Below are 20,971 nucleotides of genomic sequence, written 5' to 3'. Positions count from 1 at the left end.
GGTGGTCCTTGGATTCGCCGGCTCGGCGTGGATCCGGCGCTCGCGCGGTGCGGCCGTCGCCTTAACCGCGGTGACGTTGCTCCTCGCCGGAGTGACCGTGACCGGCACCTTCGTGCTCGTCACGCAGCTGATGCAGGCATAGTCGTACTATGCAGAACGGCGGGCCGGTGCTTCGGTGTTCGCGCAGCAGTGACACTCGCACCGAGCCGACCTCAAACCGATGAGGGATCGGTCTGTGGGACTTACTGCTCGGCCTCAGTCGACTCTCCCCCTTCGAGATAGACGGTCGCATACACGTCTACACCGAGCTCGGCGATGCTTGCTGCAAGCTCCGCGCGCAGGACAAAGCCGCCCTGTGTCGAGTCAGAATCCGCGGACCACCAGATTTTGGCGTCGCAGTCATCCGGGAGGCGTGAGAGTTTTCCGATCGCCGGTCGGGCGCCGGTGACAAGATCGCGAAGCGCCTGGGTGCCCGTCTCGTCTGCGTCCGCGTCCGCGTTTGGGCTTTGTTCAACGTCGATCGTCCAGACGTTGTGCTCCAAAGGGCGACCTGAGCGGCGCACTGACCCTCGAAGCGCGACGCGTGTCGGGACCAGGCCGAGGATCTCCGAGATCAGAGCGGGGTCGGTCTCGGTTGAGACAACAGTGAGTGACGCGCGACCGGACTGAATCATGACGCGAGCATAGAACTGATCCGCGGTTGCTGCGTTGCGGATGTCACCGCCGGTCCGCGGAGCGACCCGCTCGCGGATTCTCGGGCTTTACGTCGTTGCGTAGATCAAGACGCTTCAGGGTCCACATCTCGCCGGTGTACGCGATCTCGATTCCACGGACCTGATCGCGCGTCAGTCGCGGCGATTTATCTCGAAGGTACGAGCCACCCAGCACAGAATCGCCCCTTCAGGCCTCCGCTGCGACGGCGAGGAGACGGGTCTTCAGTTTCATGGAGCGGTGTGCCTTTCGGTGTTGTGGTTCTCAGCACGGCGCCGCTCAGCGCCGCGCTGAGCTTCTCACTGCCATGCGACGTAGTGCACGACCGCGGGAGCCTCGATGTCGGTGCGTCCGGTGCCCACGTAGACCCTCTCATAGGAGAGCACGCCCATCTCGGGCGAGATCACGAGCATGTCGCGGTACTCGCCGCTGACGTCGCTGAAGTTCGTCGAGAACGAGACTCCCGGGCGGCCGAGACGGTCGTTGACCGTGCCGTCGACCGCGATGTCGGGCAGCCCCGCCAGGAACTCCAGCAGCGCCGCGCGCTGGGCAGGGTTCATGTTCCACTCGTTCAAGAGCTGCTGCGTCCAGTTGAAGTAGTTGCCCGTCGTCGGCACGGCGGAGGCCGGTTCTGAGCTGATCGGGTTGTGCTCGCGGAAGTACTGCGCATACGCTGCGGCATCCACCGGCGGCGCGTCCGGGTACATGAACAGGTACTCGCCCGGCGGCACGTCATCGCGCCAGACCAGCTCACCGGGCTGGACTTGAAGAAACGAGATGATCTCTTTGCCTTCGGCGTCGTACGGGACGCCGGCGCGCACCTCTATTGCCACAGAGCCGTCGGCCCGGCGCGTGAACTCGCGATCCTCGGGAACGATCGCGACCGGCAGCTCGTCGCTCCCCGGCGTGAGCGACAGCGCCCAGGACTGGGAGAGCACGGTCCGGCCGCCTTGTGCGGCGGGCAGGTCGCTCAGGCGGACGGCCTCGCTCATCTCCATGAGCAGCTCCTTCGAGGTTCCGGGAATGGGCTGGGGTGCGAGCTGCGGCGGCGTCGCCGCCCACGCTGTGCTCGCGCCTCCGCGAGGCACCGCGACCATGGCGATCGCCGCGACGATGAGCACGAGGAGTCCGGCTGCGACGCTGAGGTAGACCGGCCTGAGCCTGCGGGACATGCTGTTCGCGCTGGTGATCGGCGTCACGGTGGCGCCGATGCCCAGGAGGGGGTTGGCGAGGGTGCTGTCGGGCTCGTCTTCGCGCATGATCGAGCGGAGCGTCGACTCTGCGCGCTCCGAGTCCAGGCGCGGTAGCACCGGGCGCGCCGCCCGGATTCGGTTCGTGAGTTCTTCGTCGTTCATGGCTTCTTCTGCCTCGGTCCCGGATCAGCATTCTGCGCGTCGAGGGCGACTTTCAAGCGGTGTCGCGCGCGGAGGAGGCGCACCCGAACCGCAGCCGGTGAGCAGCCGAGGATCACGGACATCTCCTCGCGAGTGAGGTCCTCCCAGTAGGCCATCCAGATCAGCTCGCGGTCGGCCAGCTCGAGGGTTGCGACCGCCTGTCGCACCTGGCGCGCGTCGTCGGCTGCGGCTGCGGCTGCGTCAGCCGAGCCTGGGTCGACGACGGCGCCGGCTTCCTCGTGGTCGTCGTCGTGAAGGCTCACACGTTCGCGTCGCCGGTACTCGCTGCCGACGACGTTGCGAAGAACACCGTAGAGCCACGGCAGTGTGTACGTGACTGGCGCCTCAGCACGGTGTCGCCACGCGACGCTGAACACCTCAGCCGCGGCATCCTCAGCGTCGCGGAGGTTGTTCAGCCGGTGGTACGCGGCGTTGAAGATGGTCGGGTAGTGGGCGCGGAAGGTCGTCTCGAATGCGCGCTCATGCGCGAGCACCATCTCGGCGTCGTCTGTGCCTGTCTCCACGTGCTGTTCTGATTCCCGTCAGGCGCCGGCGTACTTCCGCTTCGGCGCATCCGATGACCCTAGCTCTTGGTCGCGTTCTCTGGCTCAGGCTGCGCCCGTCAGGCCGGCCTCAGCCTGCGACCACCGGCTGCTCCGCGGTGACCGGGCTCTGCGCGCGAGCTCCGTCGCGGCGGCGCCGCCCCGGTCGAGCGTAGGTCGTCCGGTGGTGCACAGGCACGTAGAGCCGGCCGTGCTCCACTGCGCGGCTCGGCCGCAGCACGAGGCCGATGCAGACGACAGCCACTCCCGCAATCGACACTGCCGCTCCACCGGCGGCCACCATGAGCGCGATGCTGCTCTGTGCCGCGGCGCCGAACGCCGATGAGAACGCCAGCATCGCAGCCCCGGTCACCATGCCGACCATGCCGAGCATCGTCATAGCTCCACCCACCCGCATGAGCTTCTTGCCAGCCGACATCCGCCCCACCCCATTTCTGTCTCTACCTTGGTAGTTGTCGACGAAGGGGGTTTCGTTACAGATCCTGGCGAGATTTCTTCGCGAGCTCGGGCTCGAGCACGGGAAACAGCTGCCGAGAGAGCCACGAGGGCGAACCGGTCGTATCCGGTTCAGCGCGGGTCGGGCTGCTCGGCTGGGTCGACGACGATGCGATTGCCCTGGATGTCGTCCTGAACGCTGTCCTGAATGATCGACGTTGCGGGCTCTTCATCAAGAGGCCACTCGATCCGATGAGGGCGCCCCATCGCTGCCGCTGTGATCGCGTTCATCCCTGTAGTCAACGTGGCGGCGCCGGCCCTAGCCGCGCTCTCTTTCGCGCTCGCGATCCGTCAGACGTCACGAGCGACCCGTATCAGCCCAGCCGTTCTCGAGCTCGACGCCGCTTCCGTCGAGCGTCGACTCGAACGCGAGGAAAACGTCGACGAGTGCATCTCGGTCGGTGAAGTACCGCGCGTAGTAGGTCTCGAGCTCGGGGTCGAACCCCTCGTCGAGCACGACCTGGGAACCGAGGTAGGCGAACAGCTCGTTGGCACGGTTCTCGGACCGGTCGCCGACCGAAGCCGCGATCTGTCCGTGCACGCCGTCGTCGGCGGGCACCCGCATGAGCTCCGCCTCGACGAGCGCATCGACCTCATCGCGCTCTGCGGGATCCAGTCGGGCATATGCGGCGTGCAGCAGTTCGTGCGCTGCTGTCGTCACCATCATCGGTCGCAGTCGCGCATCGTCGGGCTTGAAGATCGAGATGACGTCGTACCCGGTGTAGCACCCCACCGTCGTGCCGCCGTCGGAGTCATCGGGCTCGAACGCACGCTGGTCGCAAGCCTGCGACAACTCGTCTTCGTCGCGAAAGCGTGGCCGGGCATCGAAGAAGATCTGGCGCCCCTCCGCCGTGAGGAACGCCTCATCGGCGAGCGCCGCGATCTCGGCGTCGGGCCGGTTGAAGATGAGCCCCCCGGGTGTGGTGAGCTCGAGCATGACCATGAGTCCGCCGAAGGTCAGCACGCTAACGAGGACGACGGTGAGTGCGTTCCAGGTCACAATGGCGAGTATGCCACGGCCGGATGGCCCAGGACGGTATCGGCCGCGGCCGCCGACCAAGCGGTGCCGGTCTCTCCGAGGGTGCGCATCACGCCACCGTGCAGGCGACGCTCGGGCACTCGAGCCTGCAGGTCACCGAGCGCTACTCGCGCGACCGCGAGGGCGTCGCACTTCGTGCCGGCGCCGCTCTCAAGGACGCGCTCAAGAGCGCAGCCGGCGAACCATCGAAACGAACCAGACGGCGAACCCCCGCCGACCTCAATGGCACAGCCTCACCGTCGCCCCGGCGGAATCTCCCGCTGAAACAAGAAAACCCCCGGTCTCCCGGGGGTTTCGATGGTGGCTCCGACCGGCATCGATCCGGTGACCTTTCGATTTTCAGTGAGCCTGGGCCGTTTTTGCTCAATTCTTATGGGCATGATATCGCGCTGATCAGGGATTCTTTCGAATGGTCTCAGTTGGCTTCAGTTCGTTTTCGGACATTTAATGGCACATTAATGGCACAGATTCCAGCCCATACGACCGGGGTCGGGGGCCGGTGATGTACATGCTCTTGGCTCTACCCATACCGGTCGGCGCATCGAACGTCGATTCAGCGACCTCAGGCTGCCCGCGCAGAGTGCCGCTCGGCGGATCGCTCCATGGAGCGGACTGCTCGCGCTTCATCGCTAGAGTTCGTAGACGGTCGGGTACGAGAGGCAATGGATGTACAGCTTGCAGGTTGGCTTGAGTGGCGGAACGGTCCCAGCAGGAAGGTTTCTCGAACGTACGGATAACGCCATCCGCAGCGCGCTCCTGACTGACTTCAGGGCGCTCCAAGATCTGCCTGTGCTCGCGATGCCGGAAGTCGGCGATGACGGGTTTGAGCAGGTAGCGCACATTGGCACGGTCACTTCGGTAAAGCCGGATGGACGCGGACATCGATTCTCATTCGTTCGGAATCCAAAGTTTCCACCAATACCGCTCACAACGATCCAGGATCTTGAGGGAGAGTTGGCTATCGGGGAGTGGGGACTCCGGCGTACGCACTGGGCCGTCAAGGACGTGGACCTTTTCGAGGTGCTCCTCGCACATCAGGCCGGCGCTCAGACGTCCTCTAATTACGGCCCGTCCGCCGCGGTCCAGTTTCCGGCCGACACACCACGTGATCCCAGGCTCGTCGCGGTCATGATGCCTTTCACGGCCTCTTTTGACGTCGTCTACGAGACGATCCAAGAGGCCGTGGCCGATGCTGGCCTTAGCTGTGTGCGCGCGGACAACATTTGGGAGCACCACCATGTCATGGGTGACGTCTTGTCTATACTCTGGCGATCGCAGGTCGTCGTAGCCGACCTAACGGGAAAGAATGCAAATGTGTTCTACGAGGCTGGCCTCGCTCATGCGTTGCCTCGCCCCACGATTCTCTTGACACAGGACCCCGCCGACGTGCCATTCGACCTGCAGTCGATTCGCTACCTCCGGTACGGGTTGGGCACCGGCGATCGTGCAACGTTGCGGAGGCAGCTGACCGAGCGTCTGACGACGCTCGTTAACCAAGCGTCCGCGTGATCGTCGGCGGGTGTGGTGGTCCCGCCTGCGCCGGGCGTACCGGCCCAACTGCGTAACCGCGCGGCGTCGGCAAGGAGGCTAATGTGGCCCGTTGCGTCGTCGGGCGCATATCGCATTGATTGTGATCCCCTCGTAGTAGCCGGAGACTGATGACCTCGCTGATCACGCAGTGGATGGCGATCGAACGGCGGAGGGTGGGCGCCAATCGCGCTCATGCTCTCGAGTGCGGCATGTCTCCTCGTTGGCGTGATAACGTTCGAGCCGTTCCGGTGGCTTCTCGCGCTTGGTACAGCGTCGTTGAAGTCGCGGGGCTGGTGGGCGCACTCATCTGGTTCGGCTGGTGCCGCCGGAAGATGGCGAACTTCGAAGATCAGCACGCCAAAGGAGCAGGGACTCAACTGCGGTAGGGGTCGCCCTGTAATCAGTCCATGCCACCGAGGGCGCGGCGCACTCGGGATGATGGGTCGGTCGCGAGCTGAGCTCGTACAAACTCCTGGGACGGCTCAGCGTGGGCCTCGGCAAGAGAACTCGCGAGCGCTTGACGCACGCGCGCATCCTCGTCTGCGGCCAGGCGCGCGCCGACATGCGGCGGGCCACCGTAGCGGACCCAGAGTATGGACGCGAGACTGCGCATCGCCCAGCCCTGTCCGGCGAGGAAAGCGATATCGTCCTTTACAACCTCCCCGAGATTCTGCAACGCCTGCGTCGGGTAGAAGTCCGAATCCGACCCGAGCAGAAGGTAAGCCAGCCGCCGCACCTCCTCGCGGTCATTGTCCGAGACGACCAGAAGGCTCGCGAGAAAGGTCGCGTGGCCGCGCCTGTCACTGCCGGATATATTCAAGCGGAACGTGCCCAGCGGGTGAGAGAACTGTCGGTCGAACTCATCCAGGGTGGACGGGGTCGACTTCTCGGCAAGGCGTGCAGCGTCCGGGAACAGCTGCTTCTTGGACTCGTCACCGAGACCGCGCGCGAGGTTCGCAGCCGCGGTCAGATAGCTTCCACGGTCGAAGCCGCTGACACGGGCGTCGTCGGCGCGACCCATCATCTCTCGGATAACGCGAGCCAGCGCATCCTGCGGCTGACCGGCAAGAAGCAGGGAATCACCGATGGCGTTCGATCCGACGGTGGACAATCCCTCAACGTGTTCGAGCGGCGTGGTCAGACGTCCCAGCGCCGCAGCCGCTGCCGTCTCGTCGATATCTGTGGGGTCGGCGTAGGCCAACATCTCCTGAGCCCATCCGTTTCCGACGTCTACCGCTTTGAGGGCTGGCCGGGCCAGGTCCGGGTACTGGGCGAGCGCCTCGAGTGCCACGTTCTTCCGAGCGCCGGAGGCCCGTGCCAGCAGCGCTACTAGGTGTGCGATAGCGCGCGGGGCGAGGCTGGGGTGCGCGCGTGCTATCCGGGCGACCGCTACCGCCTCGTCCTCGTCGTGATAGCGGTAATGGTTCGGTTGAACCTCTGGTTGGTCCTCGAAGTGACCGAGGGCAGCGTCGGCGTCGGTCTTCGATAGCCGGAGACCCAGGCCTGCGAGGGCTTTGATCGCGTTGTTGTAACGGGAGGACGCGAAGAAGGTGACGTCGATCAGCTTGCCGGCTCCGGCAGCCCTCAGATCCGAGATGATGTGTGTGGCGATCTCGTCCACCCGGGCGTCGGGCACCACATCCGCTTGTGTGGCGATGAGGCGGTACGCCGTCCCGACGTTCCAGTAAGTCTCCGCCCCGAGCTCACCGATGACGTCGATGAACCGATTGGGGTAAGCCTTCCCGAGCGCCTCCGCCTTCTTGCCCTCGCCGGCACGTGCCAAATGGATGGCTGCTCGTTGTGGCTCATCTGCTGCCTGCATCACTGCCGCCAGCACGGTGCGAGCTTTTCGCTCCCCTGACCAGTCGCCGGAAGCGACAGCGTCGCGCAAGGCGCGCTGCGCGGCGATGGCAGCGGAACGGGCATTGCCCTGCCGGCTCGCCTCATGCGCCTCTTCGTATGCTCGGACCGCGCGGGGGATCACCGGCGGCGTCGGATACTGCTGCTCGCCCAGTGCAATCTCCATGGCGATGAGGTCGTTTTCGCTGAATGGCCTCCAGTTGCTGAGATAGGCGCGCTTGCTGAGAAGCCATGTTCCGGCGTCGTCCCACTGCCGTACAAGCGACGCGAGGGAAGCGGCCTGCTCCCAGTTTTCATCCGCTGCTTGAAACTGTTGGCGGATGGCGCAGTAGCGCGCGTAGCGGGCGGTGACCAGAGGGGTCAGTTCGGAGCGAAGACGCTTTCGGCGTGCTTCATCTAGCAGCGGTGCCCAGTCGTCTTTCGCCTCGGCGACAAGTAGTCGCAGTCTCACCCGCAGCACATCTGGTAGCGTCCGGTCCTCGGCCAGGACGGCTATTTCACCGGAAGCTGATCTCAGCCAGTGCAGGTTGTCCAATGCGAGCGCCGTTTCGCCTGCAAGCAGCATCAACCGCACGCGGTCGACGTGCGCACCGATGAGCAGCGAGGATGGTTCTGGCAGGTAGCCCAGTGGCTGCATGTAGAGCTCAAAAGCCGCGCTCCCCACCTGCTCGTAATCACTGAGGACCGTTGAGTCGGGAAGCATCTCAGCAAGCGTGCGCATCCGATTGAATGTGATCTGCGCGTTACCGGTGCGGCCGCGGTCCAGGGCCGCCCAGACTTCGTCGAGGATCTGGCGCGCAGCTTCCTGCTCCCGACCCACCTGAACCATCAACTTCGCTCGAGCCGGCTCGTGGCGGCTTGCGTAGGCATCGAAGCCAGCCTTTCGGAGCTTCTCCTGCGCCTGTTCCATCAGGCTGATCGCCTCGGACGGGTCCGTCGATTTTTCGGCCTCATCGAGCAACTCTTGTGCTCCGGTGAGCGTCTCCGGCGGCATTGTGACGGCATCGCTGATGATGCGGGCATCGACGTTGGGGATGATGGGGACGTTTACTTCGAAGTCACCGCAGAACTGCCGGGCGGTCTCCACGGTAAAGAACTGGGCAACGATCTCGTGCTGGTTCCGAAGCAGATCGGAGAGGCGCTGAGCGTCCCATAGATCGAGGCGGACAGGTGCCAGTTCGCCTTGCAGTTTCTTCAATTCGGCGATGATCTCCGTGCGCCGGACCAGGCTGCTGACGCCGATTACCAGGTGGCCGACCGCGAAGGGCCGTTCCGTATCGCGAAAGCGTTTTACTGCCGCCTTCAGGTCGCTCAAAACGAACGACGTGTAGTTCTTGCTCTGCAGCGCGGTCCCGGTCCCGTCAGCTGCGGTGGCGATGAGGTCGATTGCTTGTTGATTTTGCCCGGGGTCTCCGTACTGACGGGGGTCGCGAAGGCCGAGGACGTCCGTCATGACCCGCAGCTGAAGTTTCTCGAACGTTGGCCAATCCAGTGCGGTGAATGGCAGAAGGTCGAGGTTCGGTATCGCAGGTGCGCTAGCCAGGGCGACGGGCGCTCGCATCAACAACGAATCGATCCGCACCGGTTTCCAGTCGGTCACCACATCCCCCACATCTGGCGGGCGTCCGCCGCGCTGCGAGGCGAGGATACCGCAACCAGAGCGCCCATCTTCGTTCGCGAGAGCCACTGATTCATCGCAGTGCACCCAGCCGCGCAGGATATGAACCACCTCGGCCGATTCCTTTCGGAATCCTGAGGCAGCCGCTAAACGCAAGCCGCAATGCGCTGTCCATCGCTCAGCGGGAGCGCACGCGGACGGGAGTGTCGCCTATGGCGATCCGCATCTGGTCCCAGCCGCGCAACCTGTTACGAGGGCGAGTGAGCCGGAGTCCTCATCGCCGCAGCCCAGCTTCCGGCGCCGCACTCGACGCGGAGTCTCGACCGAAGGTGGTCTCGTCCATCGGGTGCATCGTGCGGTGGCGCTTCTCCGCGCCGGTCGTGAGCCCTCTCACGGACTCTCGCGCAGCGGCCGTCGCGTTCGTGAGCCCGCGATCGGCGCGGTCGCGTCCCGTTGCGACGACGAACTGCTCCCGCGCATCATCCATGTCAGCCGCGACGAGGTGCAGGCGGTTGGAGCTCCACCCGCGGGTCATCCCCACGTAGACACCTGCGGCACCGATCGCATCGCCGACCACCGTGTGCGACTCGGCAACCGTCGCGCCCTGCACCCCGTACGCGGTCGAGGCGTACGCGAGGTGCGTGTGCTCGGTCACGTACTCGGCAGGCAACCGGACTGTGCGCCGCCCGTGCACGCGCCCGATGCTGCTCTCCGTCGCCCACACCGCGCCACCTTCGGCCACGTACTGTACGACCCAAATCTGCCGGTTCGCCACTCGCACGCTCGAGTGGTTCCGTCGAGTCTGGATCACGTCGCCGCGTCCAATGCTCAATCCGTCGCTGCCCATCACCGTGCGGCTGTCATCGACATCGCCAGCCCGCACGCGCTCCTCGCGAACTCGCGCATTCAACTCGCGCGCCTCGTCGTTCGTCGCAACGCTCATCGCACAGCCCTCGCGCCACGCGCGCGCAAGCGCCCCGAGCTGCGCATCCGGGCTCTCGTGAATCGCAACGAGGCCGAGCGCGCAGAGTCGATCGAAGACCGCATCCGGATGATCCCCTCGCCGCATCAGCACGGTGAGCGCGGCGTACTCGGGGTCGACGAATCGGTGCACGGCCGTCATGCGATGCACGCGGGGGAGTAGTTGCGCGGCCATGTCGAGCACGCCACCTCGACCGACGGCGGCGAGCTGCGCACGATCGCCGACGAGAGCGACGGTGGCGCCCGCCTCATCGGCAACGGTCAACAGCGCGAGCGCCGTGTCTTGGTCGAGCATGCCCGCCTCGTCAACGACGATTCGCTCCCCGCGGCGCAGTCGAGCGGATGCCGAGGGGCCGGCGTACGCGGCATCCGTCTCGGGGTCGTGGTCGCCAATGGCGAGTCGCGTCCAAACGCCGTCTCGACTCCACCGCCACCCGTGCTCGTGTACGAGCTTGGCGACGCTGTCGGCTGCAACCCCGAGCTCCTGGTGCGCAACGTCCGCAGCCTTCTTCGTCGGCGTGACCACGCGGGTCTTGCGACCCAGCATGGCCGCCGCTTTGATCGCGGCGGCGAGCATCGTCGTCTTGCCTGCGCCGGCTGCACCCTCCACGACGACGAGCGATTGAGCGGATGCCACGGCCGCAGCCGCGCGCGCCTGTGCCGGGTCGAGTCGGAGCCGCTGTGCAAGGCGCGAGAGGTCCGGCGTGCGTTGCGGCGGTCGCTCGGCACGGGCCGTGAGCAGATCGCGCAGCCGGGTCTCGACCGCGATGACGTGAACGCTCGTCAGGTGCGCGACGTGCTCAGGATGCGGCCCATCGGGCGGCAGCACCGACAGGCAGTTCTCCTCGGCGAGCTCTGTGACGAGCGCGACGAACTCGCGCAGCGGCGTTGGTTCGGCACGCACGCCGGCCTCGGTGACGAAGTGCGACACGTGCTCCTGGATGTCGTGCACCGTCCACGTCGACGCGGCGGCCGCGCATCGATCGAGCGCGCGGGATGCGACATCCTGCACGCTCAGCCCATCGAGCGCGACGGCCCGTTGCGCCCCCACGCGCTCGAGATCAGGTCGATAGCCGGATGCCTCGAGCTCGCGTCGCCACGCATCCTCGCTGCCGAGCTGGGTCGGCTTCTTGTGCGGTCGCTCGTGATCCCACGCCATCGCGGTTAGTCGCGACATCGCCGCTGGCCGGGGTTCCTGGCCCGGATGTGCCGCGCGCCAGTCCTTCTCGAAGTGCGCCAGGTTGCGCGCAACCTGCTCGGCACGCTTGCTCATCGCGGCGTTGAACGGCTGCAGTTCGGTGACCTCGGCTGTCACCGGATCGAGCGTGAGACCACGCGCGTCGAGCGCGGCCGCGAGCGGCGGGTGCGCCGCGATCACGGCCGTGCCGAGCGCGCGAATCGCGCCTTGCTGTCGAAACAACGCCGCTGTATCGAGACCTCGCCACGCGGCATCCGCCCACACTCGGGTGCCGATCTGGAAGTGGATGTGCCGGTGCGGGTCACCGGCCCGTGAGGTCTTGTGCGAGACCGCGACCGTCTCGAGCTGCTCGACCGGAACCACCCGCTGCGCTCCGCGCGGGCCGACACGCGTGACCGAGTGCTGGCCGAGCCAGACACGGATCTCGGCGACCGCATCGCGCTGCGCCACATCGAGGGCATCGGATATCTCGGGGTGAAGCGCCGCGGCGATCGACAGCGACTTCGGCGCGTTGACGACCATCTCGGCGAACCGTGGCGATCCATGGCGAGCGTCGCCGGCATGGCGGGGCGTGCCCATCGATTCGCCGGTGAGCGGGTTGATCCAGTCGACCCACTGGGCGTACTGGTCGGGGGTGAGTGCGCCTTCGCCGATCAGGGCACCATTGCCGTCGACGACGGAGAACTCAGCCAGCGCCGTGCCGCCCTCGAGGTAGTAGTCGTCGGCGCGGGAGCGATCTGACTCGAGGTACCGGCGCGCGTCGGCCCCCGAACCCCGGTACAGGATCACTCCACCTCGCATCGCCTTCCTCCGAGCTAGCTCAGGTTCTTGCAACTACCTACGGTAGCATACGTACATTCCTCCAGGAGAGCGACGCTTGACGGTTGGGTGATCGTTCGACGGATGCGCCGTACGCAGCTCGGCTCGCAGCCCGCGGAGCAGGCAGCAGGGCCACGGCGGGCCGGGCAGAATTGATGGCATGAACGGGAAGATGGAGCCGAGAGCTTGGCTGGTCCGTGGGTCGAAGAACTGGGCCTACGACCAGTGGATGCTCGACAACAGCTACACCGCAGTCGACTTCTCCGAGGTTGGTGACCTTCGCCCAGCAATCGACCTTGCGGCAATGCGTGCACTCCTTGGGCCTGCGATGCCGGGGAAGTCTGAGAAGGCGATCGGCAACTACGCCGCGCAGCTCAATGCCTTCGCCAACCGGATGGCAGTCGGCGACATCGTCGTGCTCCCGCTCAAGCAGCAGAGCCGCCTCGCCTTCGGTGTCGTCACTGGCGGATATGAGTATCTGCCCGGGAGTGGCACTCTGAACCACGTCCGACAGGTGGACTGGAAGCGCCCCGACGTCGCCCGGACGGCGATCAACCAGGACCTGCTCTACTCGCTCGGCGCGTTCAGCACGGTCGTCCAGATCAGCCGGAACGACGCTGCGTACCGGCTCGGCAGGGTGCTCGACGGTGCAGCGACCGATCCTGGCGCCCGCGCCGGGGTTCCGCTATCGCTGCCAAAGGTCGGTGACGACGTCGTCGATACGGATGAGGCAATCGCCAGCGACGGGCAGGACATCGAGCAGTTCTCCCGTGACCGCATCCGCAGCCGCCTCCGTGAGCAGTTCGACGGCTATGGATTTCAGGGCCTCGTTGCCGCGCTCCTCGAAGCCGAGGGTATGACCTGCAAGGTGCCGCCTAAGGGCAAGGACGGAGGCATCGACATCATCGCCGGCTCGGGCGTGCTCGGCATCTCGGCGCCGACGATCATCGTGCAGGTGAAGGCGCAGGCTGGGACCATCGGCTCGCAGGTGCTCGACCAGCTCGGCGGGGTGGTGAGTCAGCACAACGCCGACCACGGCCTGCTCGTGACGCTCAGTGATCTCACGAAGGACGCCAGGGACAAGGTCGCCGCGCAGCAGCTCAAGGTCGCCGTCTGGGACACCGAAGAGGTGCTCCGCCGCCTGCTCAAGCACTACGAAGTCCTGCCGGACGACATTCAGGCGAAGATTCCGCTCAAGCGTGTCTGGCTCATCGACGAGGCCGCCGACGCCTGATCGCGGGCGGGCGCGGCCACGTTGCCTGAGAACGTCGGCGGTCACTGGCAATATGGAGTGCATGCTTCCTCTGGTTTCCGACCTTTGTACCGCGCGCGTCTGTGCGGGGGGTTGAGCATTGGCGAAGGAAAACCTCACCGCGGCGAAAGCCGCGAAGAACGACGAGTTCTATACCCAGTGGGCGGACATCGAGCGGGAGATGAACGCCTACCTCGAGTATGACCCGGATGTGTTCCGCGACAAGGTCGTTCTGCTGCCTTGCGACGACCCCGAGTGGTCGAACTTCACGAAGTTCTTCGCGCTGCACTTCATGGACTTCGGGCTCAAAAAGCTGATCTCGACGTCCTTAGCCCCGGACGCGAAGCCTGCGAAGACGCCCGCCCGCGACAAGTACGCACCGACGCTGTTCGAGCTGGAGGACCCGCGCTTCGATCCGACGAAGACGCGCCTCAACGGGAAGCTCTTCGTGCTGGACTCCACTGACGTCGACGCCGACGACACCATCAACATCGACGATCTGCACTGGTCCTACCTGGAAGGCGATGGCGACTTCCGTAGCGCAGAGGTGACCGACTTACGCGACGAAGCCGATTTCATCATCACGAACCCCCCGTTCAGCCTGTTTCGGGAGTTCCTCGTGTGGCTCGTGGCTGGTGGGACGCAGTTCGCGGTGATCGGCAACAGCAACGCTACGACGTACAAAGAAGTCTTTCCGCTGATCCAGGAGAACCGGATGTGGAAAGGAGCGACTGGAAACACGACCGACATGGTCTTCGGCGTTCCGAAGGGCGCAGGGGTGGCCGAAGCCGATCGCCTGAAGGCGGAAAAGCTCGGGTACCCGAGCACCGAAAACTATGACTTCACTCGACTCGGCAACTCGTGCTGGTTCACGAACGTCGACCACGGCCTGCGTCACGAGCCTCTCCAGCTCATGACCGAGGCCGACAACGTGAAATTCAGCAGGCATAAGGAGATTCGCGGGCTCGGGTACCGGGGCTACGACAACTACGACGCCATCGAGGTTCCGTTCGTCGATGCCATCCCGAATGACTGCGAGGGCGTCATGGGCGTGCCGATCACCTTTCTTGATAGGTACGACCCCGACCAGTTCGAGATCGTGGGATTGAGCAGATACACGAAGACTCAGGGCATGTCGAAGGAGTTCGTCGATGCCTATTATGCGTCCGGTCAGACAGGACAAATCAGCGAGGGTCACCCCGACCTGTGCTACTACGACAGCAATGGTCGACCGGTCGTGCCGTATATGAGGGTGCTTGTTCGGCGAAGGGAGACTCTATGAAGGCCGAACTGCGGCACTACACCGTCCGTGAGATCGTCGAGGGCTTCGTCTACAACGAGTTCGAGGGGAAGGGGCTCTTCGGCCTGTCCGGGCAGCTCGTCATCCAGCCGGAGTTCCAGCGGAACTACATCTACAACGATGGCAAGAAGGATGTCGCCGTCATCGACTCTCTGCTGAAGGGTTACCCGCTCGGCCTGATCTACTTCAACGATGCCGGGATAAATCTCGAAGTACTGGACGGTCAACAGCGCATCACTAGTGTCGGGCGGTTCGTCACCGGCAAGTTCGCCATCCTCCTGGACGGCAAGGAGCAGACCTTCTCATCGCTCCCGGCTGAGGAGCGCGACAAGATCATGGACAGCGAACTGCTCGTGTACGTGTGCACCGGCACCGAGAAGGAGATCAAGGACTGGTTCCGGACGATCAACATCGCCGGGGTTCCGCTGAACGCTCAGGAGTTGCTCAACGCGATCTACTCGGGGCCGTTCGTGACGAAGGCGAAGGCGGAGTTCAGCAACTCGCAGAACGCGAACCTCCAGAAGTGGTCAGCCTATGTGAAGGGCGACCCGAAGCGACAGGAAATCCTCGCCGTCGCCCTCGACTGGGTAGCCGTCGCGCAGGGGCTCGAAGTCGATGCGTACATGGCTCGCCACCGGCAGGACACGAGCATCGCCGAGTTGAAGACCTACTTTACGACGGTCATCGACTGGATCGACAGCGTCTTCACCGCCTCGCCCGAGAAGGAGATGCGGGGCCTCGCCTGGGGGCGCCTCTATGAGGCCTTCCACACCACCGCCTACGACCCGGCGAAGATCGACGCCGGGGTCAAGCGGCTGATCGGCGACCCGTTCGTGCACAGTCGCAAGGGGATTTTCGAATACCTGCTCGGCGGGGAGCAGTGCCCGGAGTTGCTGGAAGTACGCCTCTTCGACGACAAGACTAAGAAGCTCGTGTACCAGCAGCAGACCGACGCTGCGACGAAGTCGGGTAAGTCGAACTGCCCGCTCTGCGCGGTAGGCGAGAACGCGAACAAGTCCCGCATCTACAAGCAGAACGAGATGGACGCCGACCATGTCGCCGCCTGGTCGAAGGGTGGCGCCACTGACCTCGCGAACTGCGAGATGCTTTGTGTCCCGCACAACCGCGCCAAGGGCAACAAATAGCTCATCTCTGGAGCCGGTGGGAGTGATCTAGTTCCGCAAGTAGCTAAACAAGATCGGGCAATACGGGCGGCGACAGGCAGACTCGCACTGAGATAGCCATCAAATCCGTACGAGTGCGCAACTCTTTCAAGCGACGCTTTGGCTTGCTTGTCGAGTATCGCCGACGATCCCCAAGGAACTCTGGCGCCGCGTTCGTATCAGCTGGCGCTCTTGACCAGTCTCAGCGAACTCAACTCTCGCTGCGACGAGATTTCCCGGCGCTCTACGACCGGCCCACCTCGGTCCCACGCGACAAACTGGATCACCTTCGTCGTCTCGTTCTCAGAACGAGGCGCCAGTTTGCGTTCGAGAAGATTCGCGAAGCGGCGTTCGTGAGTGGAGATGATCAGTTGTCGGTCTTGACGAAGGTGGCGACTCAAGTCTGCGAATCCGAGCACGTTCACGTCGTCCATGGACTGTACCGGGTCGTCGAGAAGGATGAAGGGAAGAGCTCCTGACCCAGCTGACCAACCCATCGCTAGAAAATAGGACAGAGCCGCAATGTTGGCCTGCGACGTCGAGAATACGAGTAGCGGGTCTGCGCTTACGCCGGTGACTTGATCCCGAACTACTGGGGTGGTCGTGCCCCGTCGATAGTAGGTATCGAGTTCGAACTCGAATTCCTTGAACACGGGGTGGGGATCAAGCCGGCGGTAAATGTCGGCTACGAGTGGTTGTACTGCATCGAAGCGTTTGTTGGTGACCGCAACTCGAGCTTCCACTGCGGCGTCGGCAAGCTTTTTCAGCTCACGCGCCCGATTCGCTTCAGAAGTAGCTGGCTCTCTTCGGGTAGCGATCGCGTCCTCCAGACTTTGGATCTCCGAGCGTGCTCGCTCGATCCCAGACTGGGTTCCAGTGCTCTCCACCGATGAGATCAGGTCCCGAATACGCCCTCGGATGACCTGGAGACGATCTACTACGACACTCGTGCTCTCAGCCAGCAATCGGTCGCCGTCCCCGTCAAAGGTCATGGTTGGCTTGAACGCACGAACTGCAATCTCGTCGCGGCTGACCCGCTCGATTGCCTGGTCTCGCTCTGTCCTCCGTCGCGCCGCATGCGTGTACTCCTGCACGGTGTGTTCCGCTGCGGAGAGTTGAGACTCGGCTATTTTCAACTCCTCGCGAGCTCCCGCGAGCGCCTCGGTGAGCGTCAGCACAGGTCGGGTCTCTGCTGACACCGCAAGCAACTCACGTTCAATGTGCGCTCGATCGATGTGGTGACCGCACACGGGGCAGTTCTCCGAGAGCAAGGGGAGAGCAGCTGCAGCTAGGCGTGCCATCGATTCGCCGGCCTCGCGGGCTAGTTCCAGCGCTCGAGTCGCCTCGATAACGGCGTCCCGCTTGAGAGCAACGTTGCGAATTGCATCATCTCGTGCTGCGGTCGCTGAATCTAGGTCGAAATCCATCCCACCTAGCGACTCGTCCGATAGAAGCTTTGCCCGTTCTCTACTGCGAGCTAGTTGTTCGACTGCTTCGATTGCCGAGGAGATGAGCTCGGCCAGACCAGCGAAATTCTCGACGCTCTGCAAGTAGCTAAATGCCGAAACGTCGATCTGTACGTTGCTCGACGGCGATGCGATGGCATCGAGCACGGCTTGACGCATGGAGTCGAACTGAGGTTTGGCGAGCGCCAAGCGTTCCTGAGCCTCGAGACTGGACCGAGCCTGCTTGAGATCTGACTCGGCCCTTTCGAGATTCGACCGAGCGCCTTCCGCCCTCGATTTAGCATCGCGGGCAGCTTCTCGTACTGCTTCTTCGAAGTCCTCCAACCTGCTCAAGCCGAGCACGGCGCTGAGATGTCTGTAACGCTCGGCCGGCTTCGCCTCCAGAACACTCCGCATCACATCTTGCTGCATTAGCCCTGACGTCGAGAGAAGGGCCTCCAGAGTCAGTTCGCTCTCACCGACCAATGCGCGGTGAATGGCCCGAGTAGCTTCGTCGCCAAAACGGGTTGGCTCTCCGGCCTCTCGAAACTCCAGCGTGCTTCCCGATTGATCACCGGTTCGCCGGACCGTAAAGTGCTTGCCCACAGCGACGAAATCCAACTCCACTACCGCCCGGGCAGGGACTCGGAACTGGTTGACGATGTGTTCAACGCGTCTACGGGACCGGAGGCCCTCCAGTCGCTCGATCGAGCCCACAAGGCACCACTGCAGCGCGTCAAAGAAGCTGGTCTTGCCAGTGCCGTTCGGGCCAGTGACGATCACCGCTGAGGCGGATAGGTCGAACTCTTGATAGTCGCGAAACCCTCGAAACGCCTCGACTCGCAGGGTTCTAATCGACGGCTCAAAGTATGTCGGCAAGAGACGCTCCCTGCTCGAAGGCGGCAACTGCACGCGAAGAAAGGTCGGCGCTTACCCCGCTACTTTGCAACTCGACCCTAAGGAGGGCTAGGGGATCCGCTGTTACAGATGGTTCTGTAATCTCGCGTGGAGCTACGAACGGAGCGAGGGCAGCGCGAACACCATCAATGGTTGGGGGCACTGCATCACGTGCGATTCGACGGACACGTGAGGTGTCGTAGTTGATCTGGTACAACGCGCGCGCGGAGCTCTCGCTCTCGAGTGAGCGTTCTTGGGTCAGGAGGACGACGTAGACGTCCCAGACCTTGGCGCCGACGTCGCTTTCTGAAAGCCGGTGGGCGAGAACGCTTTCCGTCAAACTCTCGGCGACCAGGAGCTGCTCAATTGTGGGCGTGGCGGCAATGGCGACAAGGAAGTATTGATTCTCGGCGAGAACAAGGCGGGGCTCGCCGTCGATGGTCTCTAGCGCGAATCCTGCCTCTAGTAGCACGTCGCTTGCTAACTGCAGCAGATCGGCGTCGGAGAATGCAGTACCGTTACCAGACATCAGGCCAGCACCTCTTCCGCTCGCAGGATCTCAGGCATCAGATTCAACGGGCCATCGAGAACGTCGTCTCCACGCCCTTCGTTCAGTATGTCGGAGGGAAGTGTCGTGCCAAGCCCCCAACCAATACCTCCGGCGACCAGATACTTGGGTACTTCGCGGCCTTCAGTCCGCGCCGCTGACAGGCGGTTTTGCGCCTCGCGCTGCATTCGAGATGCGGACGTGCGACCCGACGAGACCAGAACCTGCCAATACGCTTCAGGCGTGCGTACGGCCCCTGACGCCTCTACGGCGAAGCCGTCGGGCAGAAGCACGCCGAGAGCGCAGAGCATCGTCGTCATTGACTCGGAGTCGAAGACTGAGACTCCTGCGTGGGGCGTCACCGCTGCCCGGCGTGCCCATACGACGACTTTCAGCGCATCGCTCGCGGTGATCGAGTTCTGAGCATTCTTGACCGCGGCCAAGAACTTCGGATGATCCGAGAACTCGAGAGCGATGTCGCCGAACACCCCGAGCACATAGGCGCGCCCTAGCTGCTCGAGAAAGTCGTCGGCCGTAGCGGCAATACGTTGGCCGGCGCCGAGGTCGGGGACGAGCCCCGCCCACTGCGAAGACGCCCACCCGCTCACGATCCCGGGGCTGACAACTCGGATGTTGTCTATGACTCCGACATCGTGGAGGGCCTCTTCGATGCGGAGCTTGACGTACCCGGCGATGTCGCCGATTCCCACGAATGCGACAGTCGTGGCGCCAAGGCGATGGCGAGTCTCGTCGATCACCCATTGAGGTGGCGCAGCGAGATGATTTGAGGTTACAAGGAGGGATTGAGGCTGAGTAGCGCACCCATGAATCTTCAGAACCGAGGGTGGGGTTACATTGGATAGATCTTGGCTCGTCACCACGGCTGAAGGTCGCTCGTCGGAGCTGCCCCGCTCGATGCAGTTGTCCCAGTTTGTCGTAAGAACATCCACGATGCCTTCCAGCATCAGAGCGGAGAGCAATCGGTGGGCGTAGTTCGGGGTGCTGACGTGAACTCTGCCACCTTGACGATCGCCTGGAGAAGCGCGGACTCTCCGCCTTCGAGTCCAGCAATCGCATCAGCAACCGCAACCAAGTTTGTCGAATCGACGCTGTCGAGAACCGGGAACGCAGGGCTGAGCCTAGCCACGATTCGGGCGGCCACATCATTGCCTGGCGGGATTCCGGCCGGTTGAGCCCTGCTCAACCCGGCCCCAGCGTATATCGCGAGGCGTCCCGATCGGCCACGCTCAACCAGATCCACCGCATAGGGTGTCGCGCCGCCAGCGACGGGTGAAGGGATGTGGCTCACCCGCCAACACTATTGGACCATGCGCGGCCGATGCCGGAAGCGCGAGTTGCACGCCCGGGTGTTGTGTGCTCTGGCGCTACCCGGCCCGGCCGCGCCGCCCGGGCGGGAGCAAGCCGCGCTCGCGGGCCTTCGTGATCCAGCCCTGAGCAGTGGAGAGGGCCACGCCGTTGATCTCCGCCATCGTCGCGCTCGGGTTCTTGTCGCCTTTCCGGGAGAGGTGGCCGTGCTGCAGAGCGACCAGCTCGTAGAAGTCGGGCGTCTTCTTCGGCTCGCCGAGCGGGTTGAGCAGGTCGCGCTCGCTGACCTTGTGGCCTGAGGGCAGCACGATCTTGCCGCCGGTGATCGTCTCGGTGCGCTTCATCGCGAAGAGACGCTTGTTGATCGTGGCTTCGATGCGGGCGGTCGGCAGCTCACGGAGGAGCTGGCTCGTGATCGGGTCGCCGGCCCGCCAGGGGAGGTAGATGACGCCCGTGATGCGCACCTCCTCCGGTACGGCGAACGTCTGGCGCTGCAGGCGGATCATGACGCGTGTGCGCGTCGCAGTGTGTACGATGTATCGCCAGCGGCCGTCGATCGTCTCGTTCTGGTCGGACTCGGCAACGCGGTACTGCTCGTGCTCCATCATGAGCCAGCGGTTGTAGCCGAGCAGCTCGTCGATCTCGAGCGACGGGTCCTCGGCGCGGTCGCCCGGGAAGCCGACGTGCAGGTACCAGCCCTCGGGGAGGTCGTCTTGGTGCAGGAGGTCGTCGTGCGACTGATCGGCTGGGCGACGCGGGGTGCCGGGCATGCGTCGAGTCTAGCCAAACAACTCAGATACTTGCCGCAACCCGCGTGCGGTGGTAATCTCAGG

Annotated in this window: 17 protein-coding genes; 5 read left to right on the top strand and 12 right to left on the bottom strand. The window is 64.1% G+C overall.

Going from position 1 to position 20,971, the window contains the following annotated elements:
• Position 1: 1 nt before the first annotated feature.
• Positions 2–142, top strand: coding sequence for a hypothetical protein (locus DCE93_RS14640; RefSeq protein WP_168186219.1), 141 nt, complete (start codon positions 2–4; stop codon positions 140–142).
• Positions 143–242: 100 nt separating this feature from the next.
• Here DCE93_RS14640 and DCE93_RS11975 read toward each other — a convergent pair whose 3' ends face one another.
• The 6 genes from DCE93_RS11975 to DCE93_RS11955 form a co-directional block, all read right to left on the bottom strand.
• Complete coding sequence (locus DCE93_RS11975; RefSeq protein ID WP_108596077.1) at positions 243–674, bottom strand: DUF4279 domain-containing protein; 432 nt, start codon at positions 672–674, stop codon at positions 243–245.
• 336 nt (positions 675–1,010) lie between these two features.
• Positions 1,011–2,066 (bottom strand): hypothetical protein, encoded by a 1,056-nt coding sequence (locus tag DCE93_RS11970; protein WP_108596076.1) that lies wholly within the window; start codon positions 2,064–2,066, stop codon positions 1,011–1,013.
• Positions 2,063–2,629 carry an RNA polymerase sigma factor gene (locus DCE93_RS11965; protein ID WP_146184995.1) on the bottom strand — a complete coding sequence of 189 codons (567 nt, stop codon included), beginning with the start codon at positions 2,627–2,629 and terminating at the stop codon, positions 2,063–2,065. The genes DCE93_RS11970 and DCE93_RS11965 overlap by 4 nt, the downstream gene beginning before the upstream one ends.
• Positions 2,630–2,738: 109 nt before the next feature.
• The gene (locus tag DCE93_RS11960; protein WP_108596074.1) at positions 2,739–3,047 is read right to left on the bottom strand and encodes a hypothetical protein; all 309 of its coding nucleotides are present in this window, start codon (positions 3,045–3,047) and stop codon (positions 2,739–2,741) included.
• 188 nt (positions 3,048–3,235) lie between these two features.
• Entirely contained in the window at positions 3,236–3,394 is a 159-nt protein-coding gene (locus tag DCE93_RS14635; protein WP_168186218.1) for a hypothetical protein, read from the bottom strand.
• A gap of 67 nt (positions 3,395–3,461) precedes the next feature.
• Complete coding sequence (locus DCE93_RS11955; protein ID WP_146184994.1) at positions 3,462–4,163, bottom strand: hypothetical protein; 702 nt, start codon at positions 4,161–4,163, stop codon at positions 3,462–3,464.
• 705 nt (positions 4,164–4,868) lie between these two features.
• Between DCE93_RS11955 and DCE93_RS11950 the strand changes: the two genes are divergently transcribed.
• Complete coding sequence (locus DCE93_RS11950) at positions 4,869–5,711, top strand: hypothetical protein (RefSeq protein WP_146184993.1); 843 nt, start codon at positions 4,869–4,871, stop codon at positions 5,709–5,711.
• 421 nt (positions 5,712–6,132) lie between these two features.
• Here DCE93_RS11950 and DCE93_RS11945 read toward each other — a convergent pair whose 3' ends face one another.
• Together DCE93_RS11945 and mobF are read right to left on the bottom strand one after the other, a co-directional pair.
• On the bottom strand, positions 6,133–9,192 hold the full coding sequence (locus DCE93_RS11945) for a hypothetical protein (protein WP_146184992.1): 3,060 nt from the start codon (positions 9,190–9,192) through the stop codon (positions 6,133–6,135).
• A gap of 292 nt (positions 9,193–9,484) precedes the next feature.
• Positions 9,485–12,190, bottom strand: a complete 2,706-nt coding sequence (gene mobF, locus DCE93_RS11940) for a MobF family relaxase (RefSeq protein ID WP_108596070.1) — start codon at positions 12,188–12,190, stop codon at positions 9,485–9,487.
• 178 nt (positions 12,191–12,368) lie between these two features.
• Here mobF and DCE93_RS11935 point away from each other — a divergent pair, with 178 nt between their 5' ends.
• The 3 genes from DCE93_RS11935 (at position 12,369) to DCE93_RS11925 (ending at position 15,905) form a co-directional block, all read left to right on the top strand.
• Positions 12,369–13,442, top strand: a complete 1,074-nt coding sequence (locus DCE93_RS11935; RefSeq protein ID WP_108596069.1) for a restriction endonuclease — start codon at positions 12,369–12,371, stop codon at positions 13,440–13,442.
• Between the two features lie 118 nt (positions 13,443–13,560).
• On the top strand, positions 13,561–14,742 hold the full coding sequence (locus tag DCE93_RS11930; protein ID WP_108596068.1) for an adenine-specific methyltransferase EcoRI family protein: 1,182 nt from the start codon (positions 13,561–13,563) through the stop codon (positions 14,740–14,742).
• On the top strand, positions 14,739–15,905 hold the full coding sequence (locus DCE93_RS11925; protein WP_108596067.1) for an HNH endonuclease family protein: 1,167 nt from the start codon (positions 14,739–14,741) through the stop codon (positions 15,903–15,905). Before DCE93_RS11930 ends, DCE93_RS11925 begins: the two co-directional genes overlap by 4 nt.
• A 197-nt stretch (positions 15,906–16,102) precedes the next feature.
• Here DCE93_RS11925 and DCE93_RS11920 read toward each other — a convergent pair whose 3' ends face one another.
• From DCE93_RS11920 to DCE93_RS11910, 4 genes are all read right to left on the bottom strand, one after another.
• Positions 16,103–18,280, bottom strand: a complete 2,178-nt coding sequence (locus DCE93_RS11920; RefSeq protein ID WP_108596066.1) for an AAA family ATPase — start codon at positions 18,278–18,280, stop codon at positions 16,103–16,105.
• Positions 18,231–18,794: a hypothetical protein gene (locus DCE93_RS14455; RefSeq protein ID WP_146184991.1), complete on the bottom strand. Its 564-nt coding sequence runs from the start codon at positions 18,792–18,794 to the stop codon at positions 18,231–18,233. Before DCE93_RS14455 ends, DCE93_RS11920 begins: the two co-directional genes overlap by 50 nt.
• Positions 18,794–19,777, bottom strand: a complete 984-nt coding sequence (locus tag DCE93_RS11915; protein ID WP_108596065.1) for an SIR2 family protein — start codon at positions 19,775–19,777, stop codon at positions 18,794–18,796. The genes DCE93_RS14455 and DCE93_RS11915 overlap by 1 nt, the downstream gene beginning before the upstream one ends.
• Before the next feature lie 420 nt (positions 19,778–20,197).
• On the bottom strand, positions 20,198–20,908 hold the full coding sequence (locus DCE93_RS11910; protein WP_108596064.1) for a hypothetical protein: 711 nt from the start codon (positions 20,906–20,908) through the stop codon (positions 20,198–20,200).
• Between the last annotated feature and the right edge of the window lie 63 nt (positions 20,909–20,971).

The organism is Agromyces badenianii, assembly GCF_003070885.1.
Taxonomy (GTDB): Bacteria; Actinomycetota; Actinomycetes; order Actinomycetales; family Microbacteriaceae; genus Agromyces; species Agromyces badenianii.
The sequence above is the reverse complement of the archived record's forward strand: the minus strand, read 5'-3'. Positions and strand labels throughout refer to the sequence as shown.